The sequence below is a fragment of the Salipiger bermudensis HTCC2601 genome (assembly GCF_000153725.1).
Lineage (GTDB): Bacteria > Pseudomonadota > Alphaproteobacteria > Rhodobacterales > Rhodobacteraceae > Salipiger > Salipiger bermudensis.
This window is the reverse complement of record NZ_DS022277.1, coordinates 603,726-626,636: the sequence shown is the minus strand read 5'-3', so window position 1 is coordinate 626,636 and position 22,911 is coordinate 603,726. Positions and strand designations below refer to the sequence as shown.

Below are 22,911 nucleotides of genomic sequence, written 5' to 3'. Positions count from 1 at the left end.
ACCCGCCGGCCGGTTTCCACGGGCGGTCCGCGCGCGAGACCCGACCACAAATGCTGGCGGCCTGCGAAAACTCGTCCTGCACCCTGCGACCGGTATCCGATGCTGCGCAACGCCTGTTGATACCGGCGCGCACCGGCCTATCCTCCAGACAGCTGCCCTTGATCCGAAAGCGACCCCGCACGTGAACTGGAAAGACAAGCTGCGTCTTGGCACATCCCGCCCGGCGCCGGCACGACCGTCGGGCTATCAGGCCCTGATGGATCTCGTGGATGACGGCTTCTGCATCATCCAATTTATCGATGGCCCCGATGGGCCGCTCAGCGACTACGTTCATATCGAGTCCAACTCGGGCTACGAGCGGCACACCGGCATTCCCGGGATCGTCGGCAAGACGGTGTTCGACGTCTCGCCGCAGGACGGCGCCGAATGGGTCAAGATCTACCGTCGCGTGCTCGACACCGGCCAGCCGATCCGCTTCGAACGCCGCTTTGCCGAGATCGACCGCCATATCGAGGTCTCCGCCACGTTGGCGGACAGCGTCGAGCAGGGCCGGGTCGCGGTCCTGTTCCGCGACATCACCGAACGCAAACGCGCCGAAGAGGCGCTGCGCGACAGCGAGCAGCGCGCCACGCGCGACGCCCGCCATCTGGCCCGGGCTCTGTCGGCCGGGGCCATTCTCGGGACCTGGATCTGGGCTCTCGACACCGACCATTTCGAGCTCGACACCGGATTCTCGCAGGCGATGGGCCTCGACCCGGAGCAGCCCGCGTCGGATCTCACGCTCGAGATGATCGTGTCGAACGTCCACCCAAGCGACCGCCCCGCTCTGATGGAAGAGATCAACCGGGCGATGTCGGAACGGGCCGCAATCGCCTTCCAGTTCCGCGTGCGGCAGGCCGATGGCCAGTACCACTGGATCGAAACCAATGGCCGCCTCGAAGGCACGAGCCCGCGCATCTTCGCCGGCGTGCTGATGGATCTCGACGAGCGGCGCGCCATCCTCGCAGAGCGCGACCGCGCCACTGCCGAACTGTTCCACCTCAACCAGACGCTCGAGCAGCGCGTCGCGGAACAGACCTCGAAGCTGATGGAACAGGAAGAGGCGTTGCGTCAGGCGCAGAAGATGGAGGCGGTCGGTCAGCTGACCGGCGGGCTGGCGCATGATTTCAACAACCTGCTGACCGCGATCGCGGGCTCGCTCGAGCTGATCACCAGCCGGCTCGACGAGGGCCGCACCGACGAGGCCCACCGCTTCGTCGAGGCGGCGCTGGCCTCGACCGAGCGGGCCGCCACGGTGACGCAGCGGCTGCTCGCCTTTTCCCGGCGCCAGTCACTGCTGCCGGCGCCCACCGATGTGCCCGCGCTGGTGCGCGGCATGGAGGATCTGGTGCGCCGCGCGATCGGACCGCAGGTCAGTGTGACGACCCGCTTCGCCACCGACATGTGGCCCGCAATGGTCGACGGCAACCAGCTCGAGAACGCGCTGCTCAACATCTGCCTCAATGCCCGCGACGCGATGCCCGATGGCGGGCTGATCGAGATCGAGGCCGGCAACGAGACACTCTCCGCCGGAACCGAGCATCTGGCGGCGGGCGCCTACGTCAAGCTCTCGGTGCGTGACAGTGGCAGCGGCATGACCCCGGAACAGCTGGCAAAGGCTTTCGACCCTTATTTCACCACCAAGCCCAGCGGCAAGGGCACCGGGCTTGGCCTGTCGATGGTCTATGGCTTTGCCCGCCAGACCGGTGGCGCCGCGCTGATCCGCTCGCAGCCCGGCAAGGGCACCACGGTCGAGTTGTTCCTGCCGCGCTCCGAACAGGCGGCCGAGACCGCCGGGCCGTCGGCTGGCCTTGCCGATGCGCCTGAGGGCAGCGGCGCCACGATCCTCGTGGTCGATGACGAGGTTCTGGTCCGCATGGTGGTGGCGGAATCGCTGACCGATGCCGGGTTCAAGGTGCTCGAGGCGGGCACCGCGCGCGACGGGCTCGCGCTTCTGGAGGCACATCCCGAGATCTCGGCGCTGCTCACCGATGTCGGCCTGCCCGGCGGCATGACCGGGCGCGAGCTGGCGCGGGCGGCGCGAGAGGCGCACCCGGATCTCGGCATCATGTTCATGACCGGCTATGACGACGAGGCAAGCTCGGGCCCGGCGCTGGCCGGTGCCGAGGTGCTGCTCAAGCCGTTTGCCTTCGACGTGATGGTGCGCCGGATGGTGGAATTGACGTCAGGGGCCTGAAGCCGCCGCCTCCGCTCGCCTCGATCAGCGCTCTTCCGATGCGACGCAGTCCGCCAGCCTGTCGCGCAGCGGCAGCACCGCGCCGAGCCGCGTGGCGAGCAGCGACATCCCCCCGAGCTTGCGCTGCAGGTAGAGCACGTCCATCGGCGGCTCGGGCGGGCAATAGCCCGCCTCCGCCAGCGCAATCCCGTCCGCGCGCAGCCGGTCCCGCAGGCCCCGGTCGGCGAAATCATAGGGCTCCGGCCCACGCAACGCATCGAAGAGCCGCCGCACCATGCCCGTGATGTCGGGTCCGAACCGATCCCCCGCTGCGACGATCCCGAGCTCGACGAGCGCGCTCAGGATGGCATCGGGATCATCTTCGAGCCCGGCCTTCAGAAGCGCCCGCCCCTGCGAGACGACCTCCGCATCAAGGCTCCGCGCCGCCCCGAAATCGAGCAGGACGATGCGCCGGGTCTCCGGCTGATAGCGGTAATTGGCGAAATTGGGATCACTCTGGGTCAGTCCGAACTGGAAGATCTCGCGCAGCGACAGGTCGATGAGAGCCGCGGCGACGCGATCACGCTCGGCCTGCGACGTCTCGGCAACCGCCTCGATCGGCTGGCCGTCGAGCCAGCTCATGCACAGCACCCGCGGCGTGCTCCAGTCTTCATGCCACTCCGGCAGCACAAAACCCGGCGCGTCTGCCAGCAACTCGGAGAAGCGGCGCATCTGCGCGCCCTCGCGGGCATAATCGGTTTCCTCGTGCAGCTGCCGCCGCGCCTCGTCGAGGTAGGGCGCCAGCTCGAACCCCTTCGGCAGCAGTCCCGACAGGTTCAGAAGCGCGCCGACATTGGTCACGTCGCTGTCGATGCTGCGCGCGACGCCAGGATATTGCACCTTGATCGCGACCTCGCGCCCGTCCTGAAGCTCGCCCCGGTGCACCTGACCGATACTGGCCGCCGCGACCGGACGCACGTCGAAGGTTCGAAACGCGCGACGCCAGCCCGGCCCCCACTGCCCGTCGAGCACGTCCCGCAGCTGCTTCGGCGGCATGAAATCGGCCTGATCGCGCAGCCGCGCGAGGATCTCTGCCAGTTCCGGGGGCAGCACTTCGCCGCTGTCCATCGAGATCAGCTGGCCCATCTTCATCGCCGCGCCCCGCATCCGCGCCAGCTCGCTGGCCACGCGCGACAGGTTGCCGGGCGTCATCAGCAGGCGCCGCATCTCCGGGCGGCTGCCGCGACCGGCCTCACCCAAGGCGCCAAGGGCCATGTTGCCCGCGATACCAGCCGCCATGCCGCCCAGCCGCAGGGCGCGCCCGACCCGTCCAGAGGGGATCGGCACCGGGCGCGACGGGGTCTTGTCGCCGCTCATGCCAGACCCGCCTCGTGCAGGATCCGCGGCATTCGCTTGCGCAGCTTGAAGAACCCGGCGGTCGCGTGCGGCCAGACCAATGCGTCCCACCCTCGCTGCCACTCGGCCAGCGCGATGCCCGCCGCCTCGAGCGGCGGCGTCGCCGCCGTGATCCAGTCGCGCAGCGGCCCGGTCGGGACATAGGGCGTCACCACCTGCACCGCGCCAGCAGCCTGCGCCTGCCGCGCAAGCTCTGCCGGATCACCGGCATCGCGCCACTCGGCGGCAAGCCCGAGCCGCGCCACGCTGTCGGCCAGCGCCGCTTCTTCGACCTCGCAGACCCTCGCCGCCACCTGCCCCGGCGAGCGCAGGGCGCTGGCCCGCAGGCAGAGCACACCGCGCAGGTCCAGCCGCTCCGGCGCGAAATCGGAGATCAGGCTATCCTCCTCGGTGAGCAGCAACATCGTCGGCACGCCCTCGCGCGGGGGCGTGATCTGGCGCAGCGGCAGTCGCTCGGGCAGCGGCGCGTCGAGCGGATCGGTGTCCTGCGCAAGCCGCTCCTCTGGCAGGCTCACCCGCCCCCGCGTGAACCGCGCGATGTTGCACGCCTGCGCCTCGTAATGCTTGCCCCGCGTGTGCAGCCCGGCCACCCAGCGCCAGCTGCAGGTGTTGGACGCCGGATCACCGTCGAGCAGGTGGCGCAGGAAGAAGTCCGCCCCAAGCCGCCACGGCAGGCCCCGCGTAAAAATCCAGATCGAGGCGAACCACATGCGGGCGTGATTGTGGAGATAGCCCGTCTGCACCAGCTCGGCGGCCCAGTCGTCGACCCCAGCGAGCCCGGTCCGCCCCGCGCAGACCCGGGCCACGCGATCCCGCAGGTCGGCATCCTCGTCGAGCGCCGCAAGATCGCGGCGCAGACCATCACGATAGTCGTTCCACACCTGCGGACGCTGCTCGAGCCAGCCCTTGAAGTAGCTGCGCCAGAGGACCTCGGAGACAAAGGTGCCCGCGCCATCGATGCCGTGGGTCTCGACCGCCGTCGAGATCACCTCGGGCTCGGTCACCAGCCGCCGCCGCAGGTAGGGCGAGAGACCGGAGACGTGGACATGCCCGCCGGCGCCAAGGTCAAACCCCCGCAGCTCGGCGTAGTCGCGTCCCATATGCGGCCGGAAGGCCTCAAGCCGCCGCAGGCCTGCCTCCCGTGTTGCCTCTGGCACCGTCATCGGGTCCTCCTCGTCGCTCTGAGCTGGAAAATGCGGCGCGCGGCGCGGCTTTCAAGCCTGCCGGTGGCTGCGGACGGCGCCGCAGCAGGGCGTACGAGCCCGGTACGACCGCGCCTCTGCCTCAAACACCGGCAACCTGCGCTCGGGCAGGGGCCCGGAGCCGGCTTCTGCGCGCACTCCCGGAACCGATCTTTCGCCCCGTTCGTTGCGCCTGAAACCAAGAGGTCTAGCGATGAAACTGAATATTGACGGACGGCTCGCCGTGATCAGCGGCGCAGCTGGCGGGATCGGCTTGGCCACGGCCAGGGTGCTTGCCGAGGACGGCGCGCGCCTGTTCCTGACCGACACTTCCGAGGACGCGCTCGCCGAGGCGGCCGGCACGCTCGGCCACAGCGTGGTGGGCAGCTACGCCGCCGACCTGACCGATGACGACGCGGTCGCGGCGCTGACCGAGCGCATCGGCTGGAAGGGCGGCGCCGACATCCTCGTGCACATGGCCGGGATCACCGGCGCCAAGGGCGACCCGCTCGAGATGAGCAACGACGACTGGTTCGCCTGCTGGAACACCAATTTCATGTCCGCCGTGCGCATGACCAGAGCGCTGGTGCCGGGCATGGTCGAGAAGGGGTGGGGCCGGGTGGTCTTCACGGTCTCGGAGAACGCCGTGCAGCCCTATCCGGACGAGGCCGTCTACAACGCCTCGAAGGCGGCACTGCTGAGCTACACCAAGGCCCTGTCGCTGCCCTACGGGCCCAAGGGTGTGCTGGTGAACGCGGTCATGCCCGCGTTCATCGAAAGCCCGATGACCGATGGCATGATGGACAAGCGCGCCGAGGCCCTCGGTGTCTCGAAGGACGACGCCATCAAGAGCTTCCTCGACGAGGAACGCCCCTATCTCTCGCTCAAACGCCGCGGACAGGCGGACGAGGTCGCGGCGGTGGCGGCGCTGCTCTGCTCGGACCGCGCGAGCTTTACCAACGGCTCGGCCTGGCGCGCGGATGGCGGCGCGGTCGCGGCCATAAACACGTGATATTCCATCCAAAGGATTCTCCCATGTCTGACGGACACATCCCCCATCTGCCCGAGCCGGACTATATCGATGACGGCTACAAGGGCGCTGGCAAGCTCACCGGCAAGCGGGTGCTGATTTCGGGCGGCGACAGCGGCATTGGTCGCGCCGTGGCGCTGCACATGGCCCGCGAGGGCGCGAAGGTCGCCATCATCTACCACTCGGCCGAAGACAAGGCAGAGGAGACCCGCAAGGGGCTCGAGGCCGAAGGCGCCGAGGCGTTGGTGATCCAGGGCGACACTGGCAAGAGTGCGGATTGCGATGCGGCGGTGGCGCGCGTCGTCGAGGCCTGGGGCGGCATCGACGTGCTGGTCAACAATGCCGGTTTCCAGAAGCCCTACCATACGCTGGACGAGGTCAGCGACGAGGACTGGCGGGCCCATTTCGACGTCAACATGGCCGGCATGTTCTTCCTGTCGCGCGCCGCGCTGCGGCATATGCCCGATGACGGCGCGATCGTGAACACCAGCTCGATCAATGCCTTTGTCGGCAACGATGCGCTGCTGCCCTATTCCGCCACCAAGGGCGCCATCACCACCTTTACCCGCTCGCTGGCCAAGCAGGTCATGGCGCGCGGCATCCGCGTGAACGAGGTCGCGCCGGGGCCGGTGGCCACCGACATCCAGTCGGTGTTCGAGGATTTCGACGAGGACAAGCTCAGGAACATGGCTGCCCCCATCGGGCGGGTCGGCCAGCCGCGCGAGCTTGGCCCGGCCTACGTCTTTCTCGCCTCGCGCGACGGCTCGTTCATCACCGGGCAGACCATACACGTCAATGGCGGCATGATCGTCGGCGCGTGACGAGGCGGGGCCGCAGGCCCCGACCCTTCGCCGCGTCAGGAGCGCGTGAGCTCCGGCGCGGCGGTGCCGTCGGTCAGGACGGTCAGCGCCACCTGCGCGCCGCCCTGCGCGCGGGTCAGCGTGATCCGCTCGCCGTCCTCCGTGACGCTGCAGCTGCCGGCCGCGAACAGCTCTGGCAGCGCCCTGCGCAGATCGACCAACTCCTTCACAAGCGCCAGCTTGCGCGCGCCGAAGGCCGAAACAGGCGCGTCCGGATCAAGCGGGGCGCGGTTGTCCGGATCGGTCAGCGCGAAGGTGCCGGTTTCGCTGCCCTGATAGATATCGGGCAGGCCGGGGATCACGAACCGCAGCGCGAGCTGGCTCAGCGACAGCGCCTCGCCCCGCGCAACGAGTGCCTCCAACGCCGCCGGCGGCGCCTCGCGCCACGCCCCGAGCAGCGCGCCCGCGAAGTCCGCCGCCCGGCTTTCGGCCTCTTCGTCGGGTTCGTGCCAGTCCGTCAGCTCCTTGGCCTCGCGCAGCGCTTTCTCGAGATGCGCCGCGAGGCGCGCCTCGAGATCATCGCGATCGGGCTCCCACAGCGCGATGGCCGATTGCAGGATATACCAGCGTGTCGCCTCGTCGGGCGGCTCGGGCGCCTCGAGCGTGTGGGCCTGCACCCAGAGCTCGGCCACCTCCGCCGGCAGGTGGGTCATCGCGACAAGCCGTGCGCGGGCGTCCTCGGCCCGCTTGGTGTCATGGCTCGAGCCCAGCGACATGGCGCTTGGCCAGCGCGCCAGACGCGTCTTGCACCACGCCTCGAACGCTGGCCCCGCGAGCGGGGCGGCATCGGGTTCGGAGCCGACCTCAGCCTCGGCGAGGCAGCGGGTGTGACGGTAGAAGGCAGTGTCCTCCTGCGCCTTGGCGACCACCGCGCCGGAGACCTGCTGGAAGCGGACAACGAACGCCGCGCCGATCTGTCCCCGCGGGGACAGCAAAATCTCGCGCAGCATATCAAGCGCAGCCTTGTCCGCCCCGGCATCCGTGGCGATGGCGACGGTCTGGTCGAGCAGCGCCCGGTCTTCGGCAGAGGGACCATCCGCCGCGATGTAGCTGCGGTAGCGGGGAAAGGCGACGAGCATCTCGCGAAGCGCCTCGCGCAGGGTCTCATCCGGCAGGGTCTGCCCGGCCTCTTCCAGAGCGGCCCCGGCCCTGCGCTGCATCTCGCGCAGCTCGGCGGCAAGGTCACCGGAGAGGATCTGGTGCCGCGCGGCGCGGCAGGCGGCCTCGTAGTCGCCGCGCGCACCGGTCACCCCGCGCCACATCGCGTCGAGCCGGTCCATGCCGGCCTCGTCGAGCAGCAACCGGGTGATGCGGTCATTGGCCTCGTAGCCGGTGGTGCCCTCGACCGGCCAGTCGGGCATCTCTTCGTCGCCGGTGAGGATCTTCTCGACCCACACAGGCACCTCAGGCCCGACCTCGTCGCGCAGCCAGCCGAGATAGCCCGCCGGATCGGCAAGCCCGTCGACATGGTCAATCCGCAGGCCATCGGCCAGCCCGGCGCGCACCAGCTCGAGCGGCAGGGCCATCATGGCGTCGAACACCGCGCGGTCCTCGACCCGCATCCCGATCAGGCTGGTGATGTTGAAGAACCGCCGGTGCGAGAGCCTGCGCCGCTCGCGCACCCAGTGGCGCAGCTGCCAGTGCTGCCGATCGAGGATCTCGGCCACGTCGCCCTCGCCCGCGGTGCCCGGCGCCAGCGGCAGCCAGCCACCCTCCCAGCGCACGCGCTGGGTCTCGCGGTCGATCTCGAACGCGCCCGCCGCGATCATCTCGTCGCGCGGCTCGGGCAGGATCGGCAGGATCAGCCGGCTTTCCCAGTCGACGTCGAAATGCCGTGCATAGGGGCTGTCCGCGCCGTGGGTCAGCGCGTCGAGAAGCCACGGGTTCTCGACGCTGAGCACGGTGTGGTTCGGCACCAGATCGAGGATGATCCCGAGGCCCCGCGCCTTTGCCGCCGCGGCGAGACGCTCATAGCCCGCGCGCCCGCCGAGCACCGGGTCGATCTCGGCGGGGTTGGCGACATCGTAGCCGTGGGTCGAGCCGCTCTCGGCGGTGAAGATCGGCGAGAGATACAGGTGGCTCACACCGAGTCCGGCGATATACGGCAGCAGCTCCACGGCGCGGTCGAAATCGACGCCCTGACGCAGTTGCAGGCGGTAGCTGGCAACAAGAGGTCTCACGCGCGGAACTCCACTTCGATGGCAAAGGCCTCGGCTGTGGGATCGCCGAGGCGGAACTGTGGGGCGGCAAGCGGCGCGGCGCTGATCGCCGGGGCGCCGAGTGCCAAGAGCATACGGATCTCGCCCGCCGCGAAGGGCCAGCGGATCTCGAAAGCCTTGGGGCCGTGGCGCGTGACCTCTCCGAGCCCGGTCTTGCCAGAGCGCAGCAGCGGCACCACCTGCGCCGCGCGCAGGGCGAGCAGCTCGCGGGTGAGCTCTCGCCACGCCTCGGCATGAGCGGGCGGGTCCGGGGCGTAGGGTTTCGAGGCCTCGAAGGCCTCGGCGCTGGTGGGATCGGGCATCCCCTCGAGATCGTATCCGATGCCGCGCAACTCGGCAGAGCGCCCCTTGCGCACCGCCTCGCGCGCATCCTCGTCGGGCGGATCACAGAAGAACAGGAAGGGCGTGTCGCGCCCCTCTTCCTCGCCCATGTAGAGCATCGGCAGGAACGGCATCAGCACAAGCGCCGCGTGGCAGACCCGCGCCGAGGGCTCGCCGATCAGGGTGAGCAGCCGCTCGCCATGGGCGCGGTTGCCGATCTGGTCATGGGTCTGGTTGGCATTGACGAAGGCGGTCCACGGCAGGTGCCCGGCAGGCGCACCGCGCACCTCCTCGGGATGCGGTGCCCCCTCGTCGACCTGTCCGCGCGTCATCGCCAGCGCCAGATCGCCGAACGGATCGCGGGCGAAGCGGCTGTAATAGCCCTGCGTCTCGCCGGTCTGCGCCACGTGCAGCGCGTTGTGCCAGTCGTCGTTCCACTCGGCGTCGAAGCCCTGCTCGCGCAGGTGCGGCAGGTTGCGCTCGTCCTCGGTGATCAGGTGAATGGGCCGACCGAAATCCTGCGCGCGGATCTCCCGCGCAAGATCGCGGAGGAATTTCTGCTCCTGCCCGTCACGGATCTGGTGCACCGCGTCGAGGCGGAACCCGTCGAGCCGGTATTCGGTCAGCCAGCCAAGGGCCGCCTCGCGGAAGAAGCTCTGCACCTCGGGGCGTTCGAAGGCGATGCCGTCGCCCCAGGGCGTTGGGCGCTGGTTGAAGAAGTCGGGCGCGTAGCCCGGCAGGAAATTTCCGAACGGGCCGAAATGGTTCATCACCAGATCAAGCAGCACCATCATGCCATGGCGCTGCGCCGTGGCAATGAGCCGGCGCAGATCGTCGGGCGAGCCATAGGGCGCGTGGGCTGCGCGCACCAGCACGCCGTCATAGCCCCAGCCGTGATGCCCGCCGAACTGGCCCACGGGCATGATCTCGACCGCGGTGATACCGAGCGCGGCAAGCTCGGGCAGGCGCGCGGTGGCGGCGGCAAAGGTGCCCTCCGCGGTGAAGGTGCCAATGTGCAATTCGAAGATTGCTGCCTCCTCGAGCGCGCGGCCCGGCCAAGGCGCGCCCCAGTCGAAGCCGGCGGGGTCGACGGTGACCGAGGCGCCCTCGACCCCCGCCGCGCTGCGCGCGCGAGGCCGGATCGGGCCGCTCGTGCCCGTCGATGCGGAAGAGATAGTCCTGTCCCGCGCGGGCCGGCAGACGCGCCCGCCAGAAGCCGTCCTTGCCGCCGGTCATCGGATGCGCATCGCCATCGAGCAGCAGCTGCACGCTGCCCGCCGCCGGGGCCCAGATGTTGAACGACCACGTCCCGTCGCCGCAGGGCTGCGCGCCCCAGTCGCAAGATCGGCTCATGCCGCCCCCTTATCGTTCAAGAATTTGTTAACGTCTTCGCGGCCAGCCTCGGGATCAGGGCGCGCCCCGGAAGACGGTCTGGCGGCGCGGCTGAGGGTCTTTTCATATGGTCAGGCCCTGTCGGAAGCGGATGTCGGTCTGGTCGGCCACGCAAGATACCCACCGGCAAGCCTTGCGCAGCCCGTCGCCTAACGCCACGCGGCGGCCCGAAGTTCCCAAGCTCCCGGCCTGTCGCGACGGTCGGTTCAGGGCGCCCGTCTCAGGGCGTTGCCGTTCAGCGCACCCCGTCCAGCGCCATGACGCAGAGCCCCGCGATGATCAGGCACAATCCCAGCAGCTTTGGCAGCGTCAGCGCCTCGCCGAGGAACACCACGCCGGCCCCCACCACCATGACGAAACTCATCGACACGAAGGGATAGGCCAGCGAAAGATCCACCCGCCGCAGCGCGAAGAGCCAGAGCACCGTGCCGATGCCGTAGAACGCCAGCCCGCCCAACACCCACGGCGAGAACAGCAGCGCCGCCGCCTTGCCCAGCACGCCGGCGCCGTCGGCGAAGCTCACGCGGGTCACGCCGGCCTTGAAACAGGTCTGCCCGAGCGCCGACAGCGCAACCGAGACGAAGATCAGAGCGAAACCGAGAAACGTCATTGAATCATGGGCTCCATGGTCAGGTAGCGCGCGGCGACCACCAGCAGCACGGTGGTGGCAAGGGTCAGCTGGCTGATCCGGTCGGTGACCGCGAAGATCACCGGGTCGTCGCCGATCTTGCCCCGGCAGGCCCACATCCAAGTGCGGTAGATCCAGAACATCATCAGCGGCAGCACCAGCCAGAGCAGGTCGGCGGCACCATAGGTCTGGCTGGCGGTGGCGCTCGACATGTACTGCGCCAGCGTCAGCATCGCCGCCGCCGCATTGGCGATGCCAAAGGCACGCACCGTCGAGAGCTCGGCGCCCCAGTAGTTGCGGCTCGGCAGCTTGGTCGCCTCCTCCACCCTCTCGAGCTCGATGGCGCGCTTGAGATAGGCGAGGCTGACGAAGAAGAACAGCGAGAAGGTCAGCAGCCACGAGCTGACGGCGATGCCGCAGGCCGCCGCTCCGGCGACGATGCGCAACGTGTAGAGCATCCCCAGAACGATGGTGTCGATGGTCGAGAAGCGCTTCAGAACGAAGGAATAGGCGGTGGTCATCGCGAGGTAGACCAGCAGGATTGCGCCGAATTTCGGCGGCAGCGTGGCGAAGGCCAGAAGCAGCGCCAGCGTGGCCAGCCCAAGCGCGGCCCCCGCCCCCTCAACCGGCAACACCGCGCCCGAGGCGAAGGGGCGGTTGCGCTTGGTGCGATGGCGGCGATCGGCCTCGATATCGACGAGATCGTTGGCGAGGTAGACCGACGAAGCGAGGATCGAGACGCAGACGAAGGCCATCAGCGCCGCGAGCAGCATCCCCGCATGACCGTACTGGTGCGACAGCAGAAGCGGCACGAAGACCAGCACGTTCTTGGACCATTGATGCGGCCGCATCGCCTTCCATAGACCGCGCACCAGCGAGCCGTTGCCCTCAGAGACCAGCGTTGCCCTGTCTCCGGTCCGGCGCCGCGCTTCTTCCACGGCGCCAGAAGGCGCCACGAAGCCCGCCCAGCCGGCGGCCTCCCAGATCGGGATGTCGGCGCGGCTGTCACCGAGATATTCGAAGGGCTCGCCGCCGGCGTCGGCCCGGATCACCTCGAGCTTGGCGGCACCCTTGAGGTTGTTGCCCGGCTCCGAGGCCAGAATGCCATCGAAGAGCGCGAGATGCGCGGAGACGGCCTCGGCAACGCGGCGGTCGGCGGCGGTGGCAAGGATCACCCGGCGGCCCTGCTCGCGGGCCTGCCGCAGATAGGACAGCACGTCGTCGTTGTAGGGTAGCAGCTCGGCCCGGAACCCCGCCTCGTCCCAGAGCGCGTGCTTGATCCCGGATCGTCCGTCCTGTCGCGCGGCGCGAAGGATGCCCGTCCAACGCGACGGTGTCTTCAGCGACTCGATCAGAAGCTCCTGCGCGGCATCGGTGCGGATGAGCGTCCCGTCGAGATCGACATAGAGCGGCGTGTCGGCACCGGGCGACGCGGAAGCCTGAGACGGGAGCGCAGCGTTCATCGGGTTTCCCCCTGTTCCCCGGTACAGTCCGATCTGGCCTTGGCCATTCGTGCGCGTCTCGGGACAATACATACAAAAACTGTTTCGAATTGAGGCTCTGTGGTATTTGACTGGTCCCAGGTAGGGCCAGGGATCATGGGTATGAGTATAACGGGCCAGAAGTGGGTCGGAACTGTGTCGGTTCTCGTTCTTTTCACCGTTGCATTTCTGCTGCGGGCGGTTGGAGCGGATTACGGCTATTTCCACGGCGACGAACGCATCAACGAGGCGGCGAAGGTGCTCACCGGGCAACTGGTGCCCGAGCAGCATTTCTATCCGCCCCTGATCAACTACCTCAACGCCATCGGATTGGCCGGGCTGTTCGGCCTCGGGCAGGTGCTTGACTGGTGGTCGGGTCCGAGCGGATTCCGCGCCCAGTATTTCGAGGATGCGACGCCGTTCTATGTCACCGCACGGCTGCTGACCGCCGCCACCGGCGCGCTGCTCGCGCCGCTGTTCTACGGCATTGCCCGTCACTCCGGGCTTGCCCGCGACCGCGCCTTCGCGGTCGGGTTGGTTGGGGCGCTCTTTCCTCTCGGGGTCTTCATGTCGAACATCGCCAAGGGCGACGTGGCGCTGGCCTCCGCCCTGATCGCGACGATCTGGGCCACTCTGGTGCGTTTCGACACCCCGCGCCCGGGGCGCTGGGACGTGATCGTGGCGCTGATGGCGGTGCTGACCGTCAGTTTCAAGCAATCCGGCGTCCTGATCCTCGCGCCGCTGGCGCTGGGATACTGGCTCCTGATCGCCCGGAGCGAGGGCGGCCGGGCCTGTGCCGCCTCGGTCGGGCGCATCCTGCTGACCGCCGCGATCGCATGGCCGATCCTCAATATCGGCCTGGTGCTCGATTTCGCCAGCTTCCTCGAGTTCCAGAAGATCCAGGCGGTGATGTCGGTCACCGGCGACGCAGACCGCACGGTGGGTCTTGTGACCCTGCTCGACCGGCTCGCAACGCCGGTGCTGGGGCTCAACCCGGTCTGGCTGGTCGCAGCGCTGCTGGCCCCGCTGGCGTTGCTGCTGCCGGGCGTCAGGCTCGACCACAAACCGCTGCTCATCGTGGTCTGGATCGCACTGGTGCTGGCCACAGTCGGCACGGCGCTGCTGGTGGGATCGCGCCAGCCCGAGCATCTCTGGATCGCCAATTTCGCCGGCCTTGCGCTGCTCGCCGCGCTGGCGCTCGCAGGGCTCAGCGCCGCGCCGCAGCCGGTGCTGCGCTTTGGCGCCACGGCGGCGCTGGCGGTTGGACTCGTGCTCAGCGCCTCGAACGCCGCGATCCCGCTGCGGCAGGCCAACGCCCCCGCGATCCGCGAGGAGGTCGACACCCGCATCGCGCGTGATTACGCCGATGAGCGCATCATGACCATGCTCGAGACCAACCTGCCCAAGCGCATGGAGGCGCAGGCCATGGAGCACGCGCGCTGGGACCGGCTGGCGGCGAAATACGACGTGGTGATGCCCGAGCTCAGCGAAGAGCGCCTCGTGCGCGAGAACGTGCCCGGCGCGGTGTTTTACATCGGGATGCCGACGGTGATGTATGGCCTCGAAGGCGTCGACGAGGACGCTGAAGATTACGTGGTCCAGGCCCACGCCTGGCCACCGCAGCGCGAGGAGTGGCAGCTCGATTACTGGCTTGATCAGGGTTTCTCGGTCTTCGTCGTCAAGAACCTGCCGTACATGCGCGACGAAGTGCCTTCTGATCTGATGCGGGGCTTCTTTGCGGACATGGAGGCGCGCTGCGTGCTCGATGCCGAGTTCAGCGCCCGCAAGCCCCTGTATCTCGAACGCGATGTCAGCATCTTCCGGTGTCCGCAGCATGGAACAGTCGCCGAAAGTTAACGCCGGTCGTCCGGCTTTCCCGGGCAGGAGCGCCCCCCGGCGCTCCGCTCATGAACCACCGCGTCGGACGATGGCGCGGCGGCCCCCTGGCGCATGCGCCACTCCTGGAAGACGGATATGGCGTCAGCCTCCCTGCCCCCTCGACCGGCCGCCGCCGCGCCCCTCGCGGCGTGCCACCCGGCCTCCCTGTCGTCGGCCTGTCTGATGTCCAACGGCGACGTGACCCGGCTCGACCAGCTGACCGGCCTGCGCTTCATCGCGGCCCTGCTGGTCTTTCTCAGTCACGTGCCATGGCCCTCGGCGCCAGACTGGCTTCAGACGATGCTCGCGCAGGGCTTTGTCGGGGTCTCGTTCTTCTTCGTGCTGTCGGGCTTCGTGCTGTCGCACTCCTACGCCACCCGCATCACCTGCGGTGACATGACCTACGGCCGCTTCATGGCGCTGCGCCTCGCGCGGCTCTCCCCTCTGCACCTCGCCACCGCACTGCCCTATGTGCTGGTCGGGATCTGGCGCAACAACCTCACCGCCCCGGTGGCGCTGCTCAATCTCAGTTTCCTGCAATCCTGGGTGCCGGATTCGACCTACTACCTCTCGCTCAACGCGCCGTCATGGTCGCTTTCGAACGAGATGTTCTTTTACCTGTGCTTCTTTCCGCTCTGTTTTGTCGCCGCCCCGAGGCGCTGGCTGCTGACCGCGCTTCTGACAATGACCGTTGCGGCCTGCGCGGCCTATGCGGTCACGCATTACAACAGCGTCATCCTCGTCGGAGAGCGCACCGTGGGACACTGGGTGTTCTACATCTTCCCGGGGTTTCGCCTGCTCGAGTTCCTCGCCGGCATGGCCCTCTACGATGTCTGGCAACGGGGGCTGCGCCTGCCACGGAGCGCGCTGCCGCTTGCCTGGGCGCTGCTCTTCGCAGCGATGTTCGTGGCCGACCGCATCCCCGAGGCGGTGCGCATGTCGCTGTTCTTCCTGCCGGTGGTGACACTGCTGCTCTATGTCCATCTCGACCGCGCCCCGGCGCTTTGCCGCATCCTGTCGGGGCGGGCGATGGTGCTGCTCGGAGAGGCGTCCTTCGCGCTCTACATGATCCATCAGCCCGCGATCCGGATCTGCAACCGGCTGATCGGCGACCTGCCCCACCGCGATCTCTTCGTCGCGGCAGCGGCGTTCGCGCTGGCCATCGTCGCCTCTCTGGTGCTGTTCATCTATTTCGAACGCCCCGCCGAACGCGGCCTGAAAGCCTGGGTCAACCGGCGCACATCCCGGCAGCGCCGCCCGGCGGAGTGACCCGGCCACTAGGCACGCTGCAACATGCGCCTGGGCGGGATCAGCCGCGCGGGCCCGGGCGGCGGCGCGTCACGACACCTCTTGCTTGCGGTCCGGCTGCGTGACGCCGCAGGACAGCACACCACGCGCCTCGAGTGCGCGCAGCTGGGAGTCGCTATAACCCAGCCCCTCGCGCAGCACCTCTGCCGTGTCCGCGCCCAGCAGCGAGGGCGGCGTCGCAGGCGAGGCCCCCTCGCCGTCGAACAGGATCGGCCCGCGCACCAGCCGCAGCGCGCCGGCCTCGGGGTGGTCGACCTCCTCGATCAGCCCATGCGCCGCCACGTGCTCCTGCTCCAGCGCCTCGCCGATCGACAGGATCGGAGCGTTGGGCACGTCGAACTCGGTCAGCCGCTCGAGCCAGTAGGCGGTGCCCTCCCCCGCCATCGCCTCGTGGATCAGCGGCTCGAGAGCGCCGCGGTTCGCCAGACGTGCCTCGTAGGCGGCAAAGCGCGGATCGTCGATCAGGTCGGCCCGGCCGATGCAACGGGCAAAATTGTGCCAGAAGCGCTCAGTCAGGCAGGCCACGATGACGTGGCCGTCGGCGGTGGGATAGGAGCCATAGGGCACGATGCTGGGATGCTGGGTGCCCACGGGCTGCGGGCTCTCGCCGCTGACGAAGTAGATCTGCGAGAGGTAGCCTTGCAGCGCGATCATGCTGTCGAGCATCGCCACCTCGACGTGCCGCCCCTGCCCGGTCGCGTTGCGTTCGTGGAGAGCGGCGAGCAGCCCGAAGAGCGAGAAGATGCTGCCCGCCATGTCGCCCAGTGGAATGCCGAGCTTGTTCGGTGCCTGCCCCGGCTCGCGGTTGACGCTCATGACGCCGGACAGCGCCTGCGCCACGATATCGAAGGCGGGCTTGTCGCTGTGCGGACTGTTCGCGCCGAACCCGGTGATCGAACAGTAGATCAGCGCCTCGTGGCCGTCGCGCAGGGTCTCGTAGCCGAGGCCCAGCCGATCCATGACGCCGGGGCGGAAGTTCTCCAGCACGATGTCGCAGGTCGCCGCAAGCTCGCGCGCGATGCGCAGGCCATCCTCGGACTTGAGATCGAGCGCGAGGCTCTTCTTGCTGCGATTGAGCGCGATGTAATAATGGCTCAGCCCGCCCTGGAAGGGCGGGAAGTTCCGGGTGTCGTCGCCGTTGCCCATGGGCTCGATCTTGATGATCTCGGCTCCGAGATCGGCGAGCACCATGCTGGCATAGGGCCCCGAAAGGATGCGCGAGAAATCGAGCACACGGATGCCGGCAAGCGGACCCCGGCGCATCTGCGTCTGGCTGTCGGTCATGTGCTCTGTCCCGTCTTGGCTGTGCGTTTCAGGATCGCCGAGGCCGCCGCCACCGGCGCTCCGCCGGCACTCACGCTAGCGTCGACGAAGAGCAGCGAGCGCGTTGCATGGCGCAGGCTGGCGCGGGTGGCGAGGAAATCCCCGGCGCGCGCCGCGCCGAGAAACCGGGTGTCCATCTGCACCGTGACCGTCGGCTGCCGGTCGCAGGCGTTCCACGCGACGAGCGCCACCGCCTGATCGAGCAGGCTGGTCAGCACGCCGCCATGCACCAGCCCGAGCGGGTTCAGGTGCCGTGCCTCTGCCTGCATCGCGTAGACCGCCTCCTCGCCGCGCTCCAGCGGACGCAAGAGCGGCCCGATCTCGTTGATGAACCCTTTGACATTGATCGGTTTCCAGCCCTCGGGACTGACCTCCTCCTCACGCATCTCTGCTCCCCTTCTAGTTCCCTGCGTCGATCTGCAAATCCTGGACCTCGTCGCGCATGGCGCACATGGCCTGCGCCAACTTCGGTATCTCGCGGTCCTCCAGCCGCTCCGAGATCCCGATGGCGACGAGCGAGCGGATCATCCGCCCGCCCGGCCCGAACACCGGCACGGCGATCACCGTGACCCCCGAGATATAGCTCCCCCGGTCCAGAGCGTAGCCGCGGCTGCGCGCCTCGGCCACCTCTTCGAGCCAGTGCTCGAAGCTTGGCGGATGGTCCCAGACCAGCTTGTCGAAGCGGGCGCGCAGGCTCTCCGGGTCGGGCACGTTATGCGCCGCGAAGAGACGGCCGGTGGCGCTGATCAGCGCCGGGAAGCGGCTGCCGAGGTCGACCTGAAGCCGGAACGGCATGTTCGATTGCGACAGCGCCACAACGATCATCTGCGCCGGCTCAGCAAATTGCGTGGCGATGCTGGTGACCCCGAAGGCCTGCGACAGCTCCGACAGCTTCGGCTGGATCAGCACCGAGAAGGTGTTGCGCTGAAGCGCCGAGCGGGCGAGCGGCAAAATGCCCACGCCGATCGAATAGCGCTTGGTGGCCGAATCGAAATCCACTAGCCCCTCGTCCTGCAACACCCGCAGGATGTGCAGGCAGGTGCTTGGCACCAGCTCGAGCTCGCGCGCCATCGGGTTGACCCCCACAGGCTCGGCCGAACGGGCCAGAAACCTCAATATCGCAAGGGCGCGCGTCACTGCGGGAACCGCCCGCTTGCTGCCTGATGATGCCTGTTCCGTGGTCATGTCCATCCTCGGTTTCGCCAGATTTCATTGCCTCTATACAATAATAATAGCGTATTGACAATGATTGCCTGCGATCCCTACCGTTGTCAACGAACCGGACGCAGCGCCCTGAGCCAGCCCGGACCGCGACCTAGGAGGCACGACCAGATGACCAGCCTTGTGGACTTCACGTCCTACGCCGATGCCCAGACGCACTACTCCAAGGACCGGCTGTGGGAGCTGTTCGACGGCACGCGGGAGCGCTTCAACATCGCCCACGAGTGCATCGACCGGCACGTGAAGGGCGACGCGGTGGCGCTGCGGGTGGCCCATGCGGATGGGCGCGACGAGGTCATGTCCTTCGAGGAGCTGTCACGCCGCTCGTCGCAGATCGCGCATTACCTCGCCGGCAGGGGCGTCGCGAAGGGCGACCGCATCGCGGTGATGATCGAGCCGTCGCTGGCCTTCTACTGCGCGCTCTTCGGGGTGATCAAAGCCGGCGCGGTGGCGGTGCCGATGTTCTCGCTCTTCGGTCCAGACGGCATCCGCTTGCGGGTCGGCGATTGCCGTCCGAAGATCTTCTTCACCAATGCCGAGAAGGCGCCCGAGGCCATCGAGGGCGGCGCGCAGAACGTGACCGTCGTCGACGATGACTTCCTGTCGGGACTCGACGCTCTGCCCACCCGTTTCAACTGGGACACCGCCGGCAGCGATCTCGCGGTGTTGCAATACACCTCGGGCACCACCCGCGCGCTGCCGGCGGCAGTGCAGCACTCGCACCAGTCGATCGTCACGCTGATGGTCGCCGCGCTCTATGCCACGGGCATCCGCCCCGGCGACCGCTTCTTCTGCCCGTCCTCGCCGGCCTGGGGCCACGGGCTCTGGCACGGCACGCTGGCGCCGCTGGCCATGGGGGTCTCGACCGGCACGTTCAGCGGCAAGTTCGATCCCGTCCGGTTGCTGAAGGCACTGCAGGATTTCGGCATCACCAACCTCACCGCCGCCGCCACCCATTACCGCATGATGCGCAATTCCGGTCAGGCCGAGCGCTTCACCTACCAGTTCGACAAGCTCTCGTTCACCGGCGAGCCCATCGACAGCGAGACCGCCGCCTATGTCGAACGCGTCTTCGGCACCAAGGTGCGCTCGATGTATGGCACCACCGAGATCGGCGTGATCATCGCCAACTATCCCGGCGCCGACGATCTCGAGGTGCGCGACGGCGCCATGGGCAAGGCGGTGCCCGGGGTCGAGGTCGAGGTGCAGCGCGCCGATGGCAGCCCCGCCGCGCCGGGCGAGACCGGCGAGCTGATGGTGAGGAAGCGCGGCCAGTGGTTCCCGACCAAGGATCTCGGGCGGGTCGACGAGGACGGCTATTTCTACCACGGCGGTCGGGCCGATGACGTGATCATCTCGGCCGGCTGGACCATCGGCGCGGTCGAGGTCGAGGACGCCGTCCTGAGCCACCCAGCGGTGGCCGAATGCGGCGTGATCGGCGCGCCCGATCCGGTGCGCGGCCTCGTCGTCAAGGCTCACATCATTCTCAAGCACGCCGCGCCCCCGTCCGGCGCGGAGGCCGACGCGCTGGTGCAGGACATCCAGGACCACGTCCGCGCCCGGCTCGCCCGCCACGAATACCCCCGCCAGATCGTCTTCGTCAGCGAGCTGCCGAAGACCCCCGCCGGCAAGGTCAACCGCAAGATCCTGCGCGACCGCGAGGCCGCGGCATTCGAGACCGCGGAGTGATCCGCCCCGCCACAGACGTTCGAGGAGAGACGTAAATGAACGACATGACCCAGAGGAAATTCCCCAAGATCACCCAGGAGGGGCTCGACGACCTGCGCCAGCGCGTTGGCGTGAAGATCGAGAAGACGGTGGAGCCGTGGTGCTACGAGGCGACACGCGACAACATCCGTCACTATGCCCATGGCATCGGCGACGACAATCCGCTCTGGTGCGACCCGGACTATGCCGCGGGCACCAGGCATGGCGACGTGATCGCTCTGCCGAGCTTTCTGTTTGCTACCAACCGCATCATCTCCGGCTATGTCGGGGGGCTGCCGGGGGTGCACGCCATGTGGTCTGGCGCGAACTGGAACTGGCACAAGACGATCACCAGGAACATGGCATTCCGCACCGAAGCCTATCTCAAGGATCTGATCGAGCACGAGACCCGCTTTGCCGGCCGTGCCGTGCAGCAGATCTACCACGTCGATTTCTACGACGCGGCGACCGGCGATCTGGTGGCCGATGCCGACAGCTGGTGCTTTCGCACCGACCGCGACCAGGCGCGCGAGAACGGCACCAAGTACACCGAGGCCAAGGCCAAGGGGCGCAAGGTCTGGACCCAGGAAGAGCTCGACAGCTACTACAAGTATTACGAGCACGAGACGGTGCGCGGCGCCGAGACCCGCTACTGGAATGACGTGGCCGAGGGCGAGGAGTTGCCCACCATGGTGAAGGGCCCGATGACGGCCACCGGCTTCATCGCCTACGCCCAAGGATGGGGCGGCCTCTACATCCGCGCCAACAAGCTGGCATGGCAGCTACAGCAGAAGCACCCGAGCGCCGGCCCGAAGAACAAGTTCGGCATTCCCGACTGCCCCGAGCGGGTGCATTGGGAAGAAGAGTTCGCGCTCGAGGTCGGCGCCCCCGGCGCCTATGACTACGGCCCCGAGCGGACCTCGTGGCTGACGCATCAGATCACCAACTGGATGGGCGATGACGGCTTTCTGCGGCAGGCCAAGTGCCAGGTGCGCCGGCACAACCCCGAAGGCGACATCATTCTGATCCACGGCACCGTGGTGCGGAAATTCGAAGAGGACGGCCGCTTCCTGCTGGAGATCCAGCAACGCGCGGAGCAGCAGGACGGAGAGCTCTCGGCCATGGGCGCGGCGATCGTCGAACTGCCGAAGCGCTGAGCGCCCGTCCATCACGCAGCGGCTAGGGAGGAGCGCCGATGCTTGAGACCGGACTGAGAAAACTCGAGGACATCCTGCACATCGCGGGGTGCCTCTGCTTGGTGCTGGTCGCCGGGCTGATCAACCTCGACATCCTGTTGCGGCTGTTCGCCAACCGTCCGGTCCAGGTCCAGTTCGAGCTGACCGAGCTGTTCCTGATGCCGGCGCTGGCCTGCCTGTCGCTGTCGCGGGTGTTCCGCGACGGCGGCCACCTGGCGCTCGAGCTCACGCCCGAGCGGATGCCTGGCCCCTTCGGCGCGGTGGTGGCGCGGCTGCGGTTGCTGCTGCCGGCGCTGTTCTTCGGCGCGGTGACGGTGATGTCGGGCGAGTTCGCCCTAGACGCGATCCTGCAAGGAGACGTGGAATACGGGGTGGTCGACTGGCCCCTCGGCTGGGCCTACGCCGTCGTCCCGCTGGGATGCGGCGTGCTGGTTCTGAGACTGCTGCACGACGCGCTGAGGAGACGCGAACCGGCAGACCTGTGATGATTTCTCAAGGGAGGAGAGACACCATGACGACCAAGACCCGGATGATCGCGGTGCTGGGCACCGCTCTGACCCTCGCGGCGGCGCCGCTTGCGGCGGAAACCCTGCGGCTGGGCGATTTCCAGTCGACCACGCATATCGTGTCGGTCGAGGGCACGACGAAATGGATGGCGGCGGTGGAGGAGGCCACCGGCGGAGAGATCGGCTTCGAGCATTTTCCCTCGCAGCAGGCGGCCAAGTCCAAGGCGCAGCTCGACGCGGTGAACAACGGAATTCTCGACGCCGCCCTTCTGGGCACGCCCTACCACGCCGACGTGCTGCCGCTGAACTCGGTGGTGGCGCTGCCGGGCTATTACGGCTCGGCCGCCGAGGGCACCCAGGCATTGCAGACCATGCTCGAGGCCGGCCCGCTGCGCGACGAGTTCCTCGCCGCCGGCGTCACGCCGGTCTTCGGCTTCGTGCTGCCGCCCTACCAGGTGCTGGCCAAGACGCGCCTCGGGATGCCCGCCGACTGGGCGTCGCAGGACATCCGCACCTCCGGCTCGACCCAGGCGATGACCGCACGCAGCCTCGGCGGGGTCGGCATCTCGATCCCCGGCCCCGAGGTCTATACCGCGGTCGAGCGAGGCCGGCTCGACGCGGTGCTTTTCCCGCTCGCCTCGGTGCCGGGCTACAAGCTCAACGAGGTGGTCAGCCACATCTCGACCAACGGCTCCTTCGGTGGCTACAGCTTCGTCATGGTGATCCGCAGTGACCTGTTCGACGGGCTGCCCGCCGACACGCAAGCCAAGCTGGTCAGCCTTGGCGCCGAAACCGCGGCGCATGTGGCTCAGGCGCAGGACGCCTCGGTCGCCGGGCTGATCGAGGAGTGGAAGGCCGAGGGCATCGACACCTACAGCTTCTCGGCAGAAGAGCTTGCCGCCGTGACCGAGGCGACCGGCGCCGTCAGCACCGACTGGGTCGAGCGCATCGACAATGACGGCGCGATCTCGGTGCTCGAGACCTACAGCGAACTCACCGGCAACTGAGCCGCAGCTGAAGACCATCCCG

At 68.1% G+C, this 22,911-nt stretch carries 19 protein-coding genes; 9 read left to right on the top strand and 10 right to left on the bottom strand.

The features are described 5' to 3' along the window. Window positions 1-181 precede the first annotated feature (181 nt). Window positions 182-2,236 carry an ATP-binding protein gene (locus R2601_RS21895; protein ID WP_007802850.1) on the top strand — a complete coding sequence of 685 codons (2,055 nt, stop codon included), beginning with the start codon at window positions 182-184 and terminating at the stop codon, window positions 2,234-2,236. 24 nt (window positions 2,237-2,260) lie between these two features. Here the strand turns inward: R2601_RS21895 and R2601_RS21890 are convergent, their stop codons facing one another. After that, the gene (locus R2601_RS21890) at window positions 2,261-3,592 is read right to left on the bottom strand and encodes an ABC1 kinase family protein (protein ID WP_007802849.1); all 1,332 of its coding nucleotides are present in this window, start codon (window positions 3,590-3,592) and stop codon (window positions 2,261-2,263) included. Beyond that, window positions 3,589-4,794 (bottom strand): FAD-binding domain-containing protein, encoded by a 1,206-nt coding sequence (locus R2601_RS21885; protein WP_007802848.1) that lies wholly within the window; start codon window positions 4,792-4,794, stop codon window positions 3,589-3,591. Before R2601_RS21885 ends, R2601_RS21890 begins: the two co-directional genes overlap by 4 nt. Window positions 4,795-5,026: 232 nt before the next feature. Here R2601_RS21885 and R2601_RS21880 point away from each other — a divergent pair, with 232 nt between their 5' ends. Together R2601_RS21880 and R2601_RS21875 are read left to right on the top strand one after the other, a co-directional pair. Continuing rightward, the gene (locus R2601_RS21880) at window positions 5,027-5,824 is read left to right on the top strand and encodes an SDR family NAD(P)-dependent oxidoreductase (protein ID WP_007802845.1); all 798 of its coding nucleotides are present in this window, start codon (window positions 5,027-5,029) and stop codon (window positions 5,822-5,824) included. A 23-nt stretch (window positions 5,825-5,847) separates the two neighbouring features. After that, window positions 5,848-6,663, top strand: coding sequence for an SDR family oxidoreductase (locus R2601_RS21875; RefSeq protein ID WP_007802844.1), 816 nt, complete (start codon window positions 5,848-5,850; stop codon window positions 6,661-6,663). A 35-nt stretch (window positions 6,664-6,698) separates the two neighbouring features. On the opposite strand, the gene treY is transcribed toward R2601_RS21875, so the two are convergent. The 5 genes from treY to R2601_RS27105 form a co-directional block, all read right to left on the bottom strand. Then, the gene (gene treY / locus R2601_RS21870) at window positions 6,699-8,882 is read right to left on the bottom strand and encodes a malto-oligosyltrehalose synthase (protein ID WP_007802842.1); all 2,184 of its coding nucleotides are present in this window, start codon (window positions 8,880-8,882) and stop codon (window positions 6,699-6,701) included. Continuing rightward, window positions 8,879-10,207 (bottom strand): alpha-amylase family glycosyl hydrolase, encoded by a 1,329-nt coding sequence (locus tag R2601_RS21865; RefSeq protein ID WP_375360183.1) that lies wholly within the window; start codon window positions 10,205-10,207, stop codon window positions 8,879-8,881. The genes treY and R2601_RS21865 overlap by 4 nt, the downstream gene beginning before the upstream one ends. Continuing rightward, complete coding sequence (locus R2601_RS27735) at window positions 10,122-10,595, bottom strand: early set domain-containing protein (RefSeq protein ID WP_083794002.1); 474 nt, start codon at window positions 10,593-10,595, stop codon at window positions 10,122-10,124. The genes R2601_RS21865 and R2601_RS27735 overlap by 86 nt, the downstream gene beginning before the upstream one ends. Before the next feature lie 274 nt (window positions 10,596-10,869). Further along, window positions 10,870-11,244 carry an EamA family transporter gene (locus tag R2601_RS21860; protein WP_007802839.1) on the bottom strand — a complete coding sequence of 125 codons (375 nt, stop codon included), beginning with the start codon at window positions 11,242-11,244 and terminating at the stop codon, window positions 10,870-10,872. Then, window positions 11,241-12,725 carry a UbiA family prenyltransferase gene (locus R2601_RS27105; protein WP_007802836.1) on the bottom strand — a complete coding sequence of 495 codons (1,485 nt, stop codon included), beginning with the start codon at window positions 12,723-12,725 and terminating at the stop codon, window positions 11,241-11,243. Before R2601_RS27105 ends, R2601_RS21860 begins: the two co-directional genes overlap by 4 nt. Window positions 12,726-12,866: 141 nt before the next feature. Here R2601_RS27105 and R2601_RS27100 point away from each other — a divergent pair, with 141 nt between their 5' ends. Together R2601_RS27100 and R2601_RS25690 are read left to right on the top strand one after the other, a co-directional pair. Further along, complete coding sequence (locus R2601_RS27100; protein ID WP_195903881.1) at window positions 12,867-14,600, top strand: ArnT family glycosyltransferase; 1,734 nt, start codon at window positions 12,867-12,869, stop codon at window positions 14,598-14,600. 204 nt (window positions 14,601-14,804) lie between these two features. Then, on the top strand, window positions 14,805-15,890 hold the full coding sequence (locus tag R2601_RS25690) for an acyltransferase family protein (protein WP_050768482.1): 1,086 nt from the start codon (window positions 14,805-14,807) through the stop codon (window positions 15,888-15,890). Between the two features lie 69 nt (window positions 15,891-15,959). Here the strand turns inward: R2601_RS25690 and R2601_RS21840 are convergent, their stop codons facing one another. The 3 genes from R2601_RS21840 to R2601_RS21830 are packed head-to-tail and all read right to left on the bottom strand — an operon-like array spanning window position 15,960 to window position 18,437. Further along, complete coding sequence (locus R2601_RS21840) at window positions 15,960-17,213, bottom strand: CaiB/BaiF CoA transferase family protein (RefSeq protein WP_007802828.1); 1,254 nt, start codon at window positions 17,211-17,213, stop codon at window positions 15,960-15,962. Next, a complete protein-coding gene (locus R2601_RS21835; RefSeq protein ID WP_007802825.1) occupies window positions 17,210-17,638 on the bottom strand; it encodes a PaaI family thioesterase in 429 nt (142 codons plus the stop codon). The genes R2601_RS21840 and R2601_RS21835 overlap by 4 nt, the downstream gene beginning before the upstream one ends. 13 nt (window positions 17,639-17,651) lie before the next feature. After that, on the bottom strand, window positions 17,652-18,437 hold the full coding sequence (locus R2601_RS21830) for an IclR family transcriptional regulator (RefSeq protein ID WP_040545853.1): 786 nt from the start codon (window positions 18,435-18,437) through the stop codon (window positions 17,652-17,654). 147 nt (window positions 18,438-18,584) lie between these two features. Between R2601_RS21830 and R2601_RS21825 the strand changes: the two genes are divergently transcribed. From R2601_RS21825 to R2601_RS21810, 4 genes are read left to right on the top strand one after another with little or no spacing between them, the layout of a single operon-like run. Further along, window positions 18,585-20,162: an acetate--CoA ligase gene (locus tag R2601_RS21825; RefSeq protein ID WP_007802821.1), complete on the top strand. Its 1,578-nt coding sequence runs from the start codon at window positions 18,585-18,587 to the stop codon at window positions 20,160-20,162. Between the two features lie 35 nt (window positions 20,163-20,197). After that, the gene (locus R2601_RS21820; RefSeq protein WP_007802819.1) at window positions 20,198-21,337 is read left to right on the top strand and encodes an FAS1-like dehydratase domain-containing protein; all 1,140 of its coding nucleotides are present in this window, start codon (window positions 20,198-20,200) and stop codon (window positions 21,335-21,337) included. Window positions 21,338-21,375: 38 nt separating this feature from the next. Then, window positions 21,376-21,861, top strand: coding sequence for a TRAP transporter small permease (locus R2601_RS21815; RefSeq protein ID WP_007802816.1), 486 nt, complete (start codon window positions 21,376-21,378; stop codon window positions 21,859-21,861). Between the two features lie 26 nt (window positions 21,862-21,887). Next, complete coding sequence (locus R2601_RS21810; RefSeq protein ID WP_007802814.1) at window positions 21,888-22,889, top strand: TRAP transporter substrate-binding protein; 1,002 nt, start codon at window positions 21,888-21,890, stop codon at window positions 22,887-22,889. The last annotated feature ends 22 nt before the right edge of the window (window positions 22,890-22,911 follow it).

Bases quoted from the DNA above. Each gene is read 5' to 3' on its own strand.
- R2601_RS21815 (WP_007802816.1), top strand. From the start codon at position 21,376: ATGCTTGAGACCGGACTGAGAAAACTCGAGGACATCCTGCACATCGCG.
- R2601_RS21820 (WP_007802819.1), top strand. From the start codon at position 20,198: ATGAACGACATGACCCAGAGGAAATTCCCCAAGATCACCCAGGAGGGG.
- R2601_RS27735 (WP_083794002.1), bottom strand. From the start codon at position 10,595: ATGAGCCGATCTTGCGACTGGGGCGCGCAGCCCTGCGGCGACGGGACG.
- R2601_RS27105 (WP_007802836.1), bottom strand. From the start codon at position 12,725: ATGAACGCTGCGCTCCCGTCTCAGGCTTCCGCGTCGCCCGGTGCCGAC.
- R2601_RS21835 (WP_007802825.1), bottom strand. From the start codon at position 17,638: ATGCGTGAGGAGGAGGTCAGTCCCGAGGGCTGGAAACCGATCAATGTC.
- R2601_RS21810 (WP_007802814.1), top strand. From the start codon at position 21,888: ATGACGACCAAGACCCGGATGATCGCGGTGCTGGGCACCGCTCTGACC.
- R2601_RS21840 (WP_007802828.1), bottom strand. From the start codon at position 17,213: ATGACCGACAGCCAGACGCAGATGCGCCGGGGTCCGCTTGCCGGCATC.
- R2601_RS21875 (WP_007802844.1), top strand. From the start codon at position 5,848: ATGTCTGACGGACACATCCCCCATCTGCCCGAGCCGGACTATATCGAT.
- R2601_RS25690 (WP_050768482.1), top strand. From the start codon at position 14,805: ATGTCCAACGGCGACGTGACCCGGCTCGACCAGCTGACCGGCCTGCGC.
- R2601_RS21890 (WP_007802849.1), bottom strand. From the start codon at position 3,592: ATGAGCGGCGACAAGACCCCGTCGCGCCCGGTGCCGATCCCCTCTGGA.
- R2601_RS21880 (WP_007802845.1), top strand. From the start codon at position 5,027: ATGAAACTGAATATTGACGGACGGCTCGCCGTGATCAGCGGCGCAGCT.
- R2601_RS21885 (WP_007802848.1), bottom strand. From the start codon at position 4,794: ATGACGGTGCCAGAGGCAACACGGGAGGCAGGCCTGCGGCGGCTTGAG.
- R2601_RS21825 (WP_007802821.1), top strand. From the start codon at position 18,585: ATGACCAGCCTTGTGGACTTCACGTCCTACGCCGATGCCCAGACGCAC.
- R2601_RS27100 (WP_195903881.1), top strand. From the start codon at position 12,867: ATGAGTATAACGGGCCAGAAGTGGGTCGGAACTGTGTCGGTTCTCGTT.
- R2601_RS21860 (WP_007802839.1), bottom strand. From the start codon at position 11,244: ATGACGTTTCTCGGTTTCGCTCTGATCTTCGTCTCGGTTGCGCTGTCG.
- R2601_RS21830 (WP_040545853.1), bottom strand. From the start codon at position 18,437: ATGACCACGGAACAGGCATCATCAGGCAGCAAGCGGGCGGTTCCCGCA.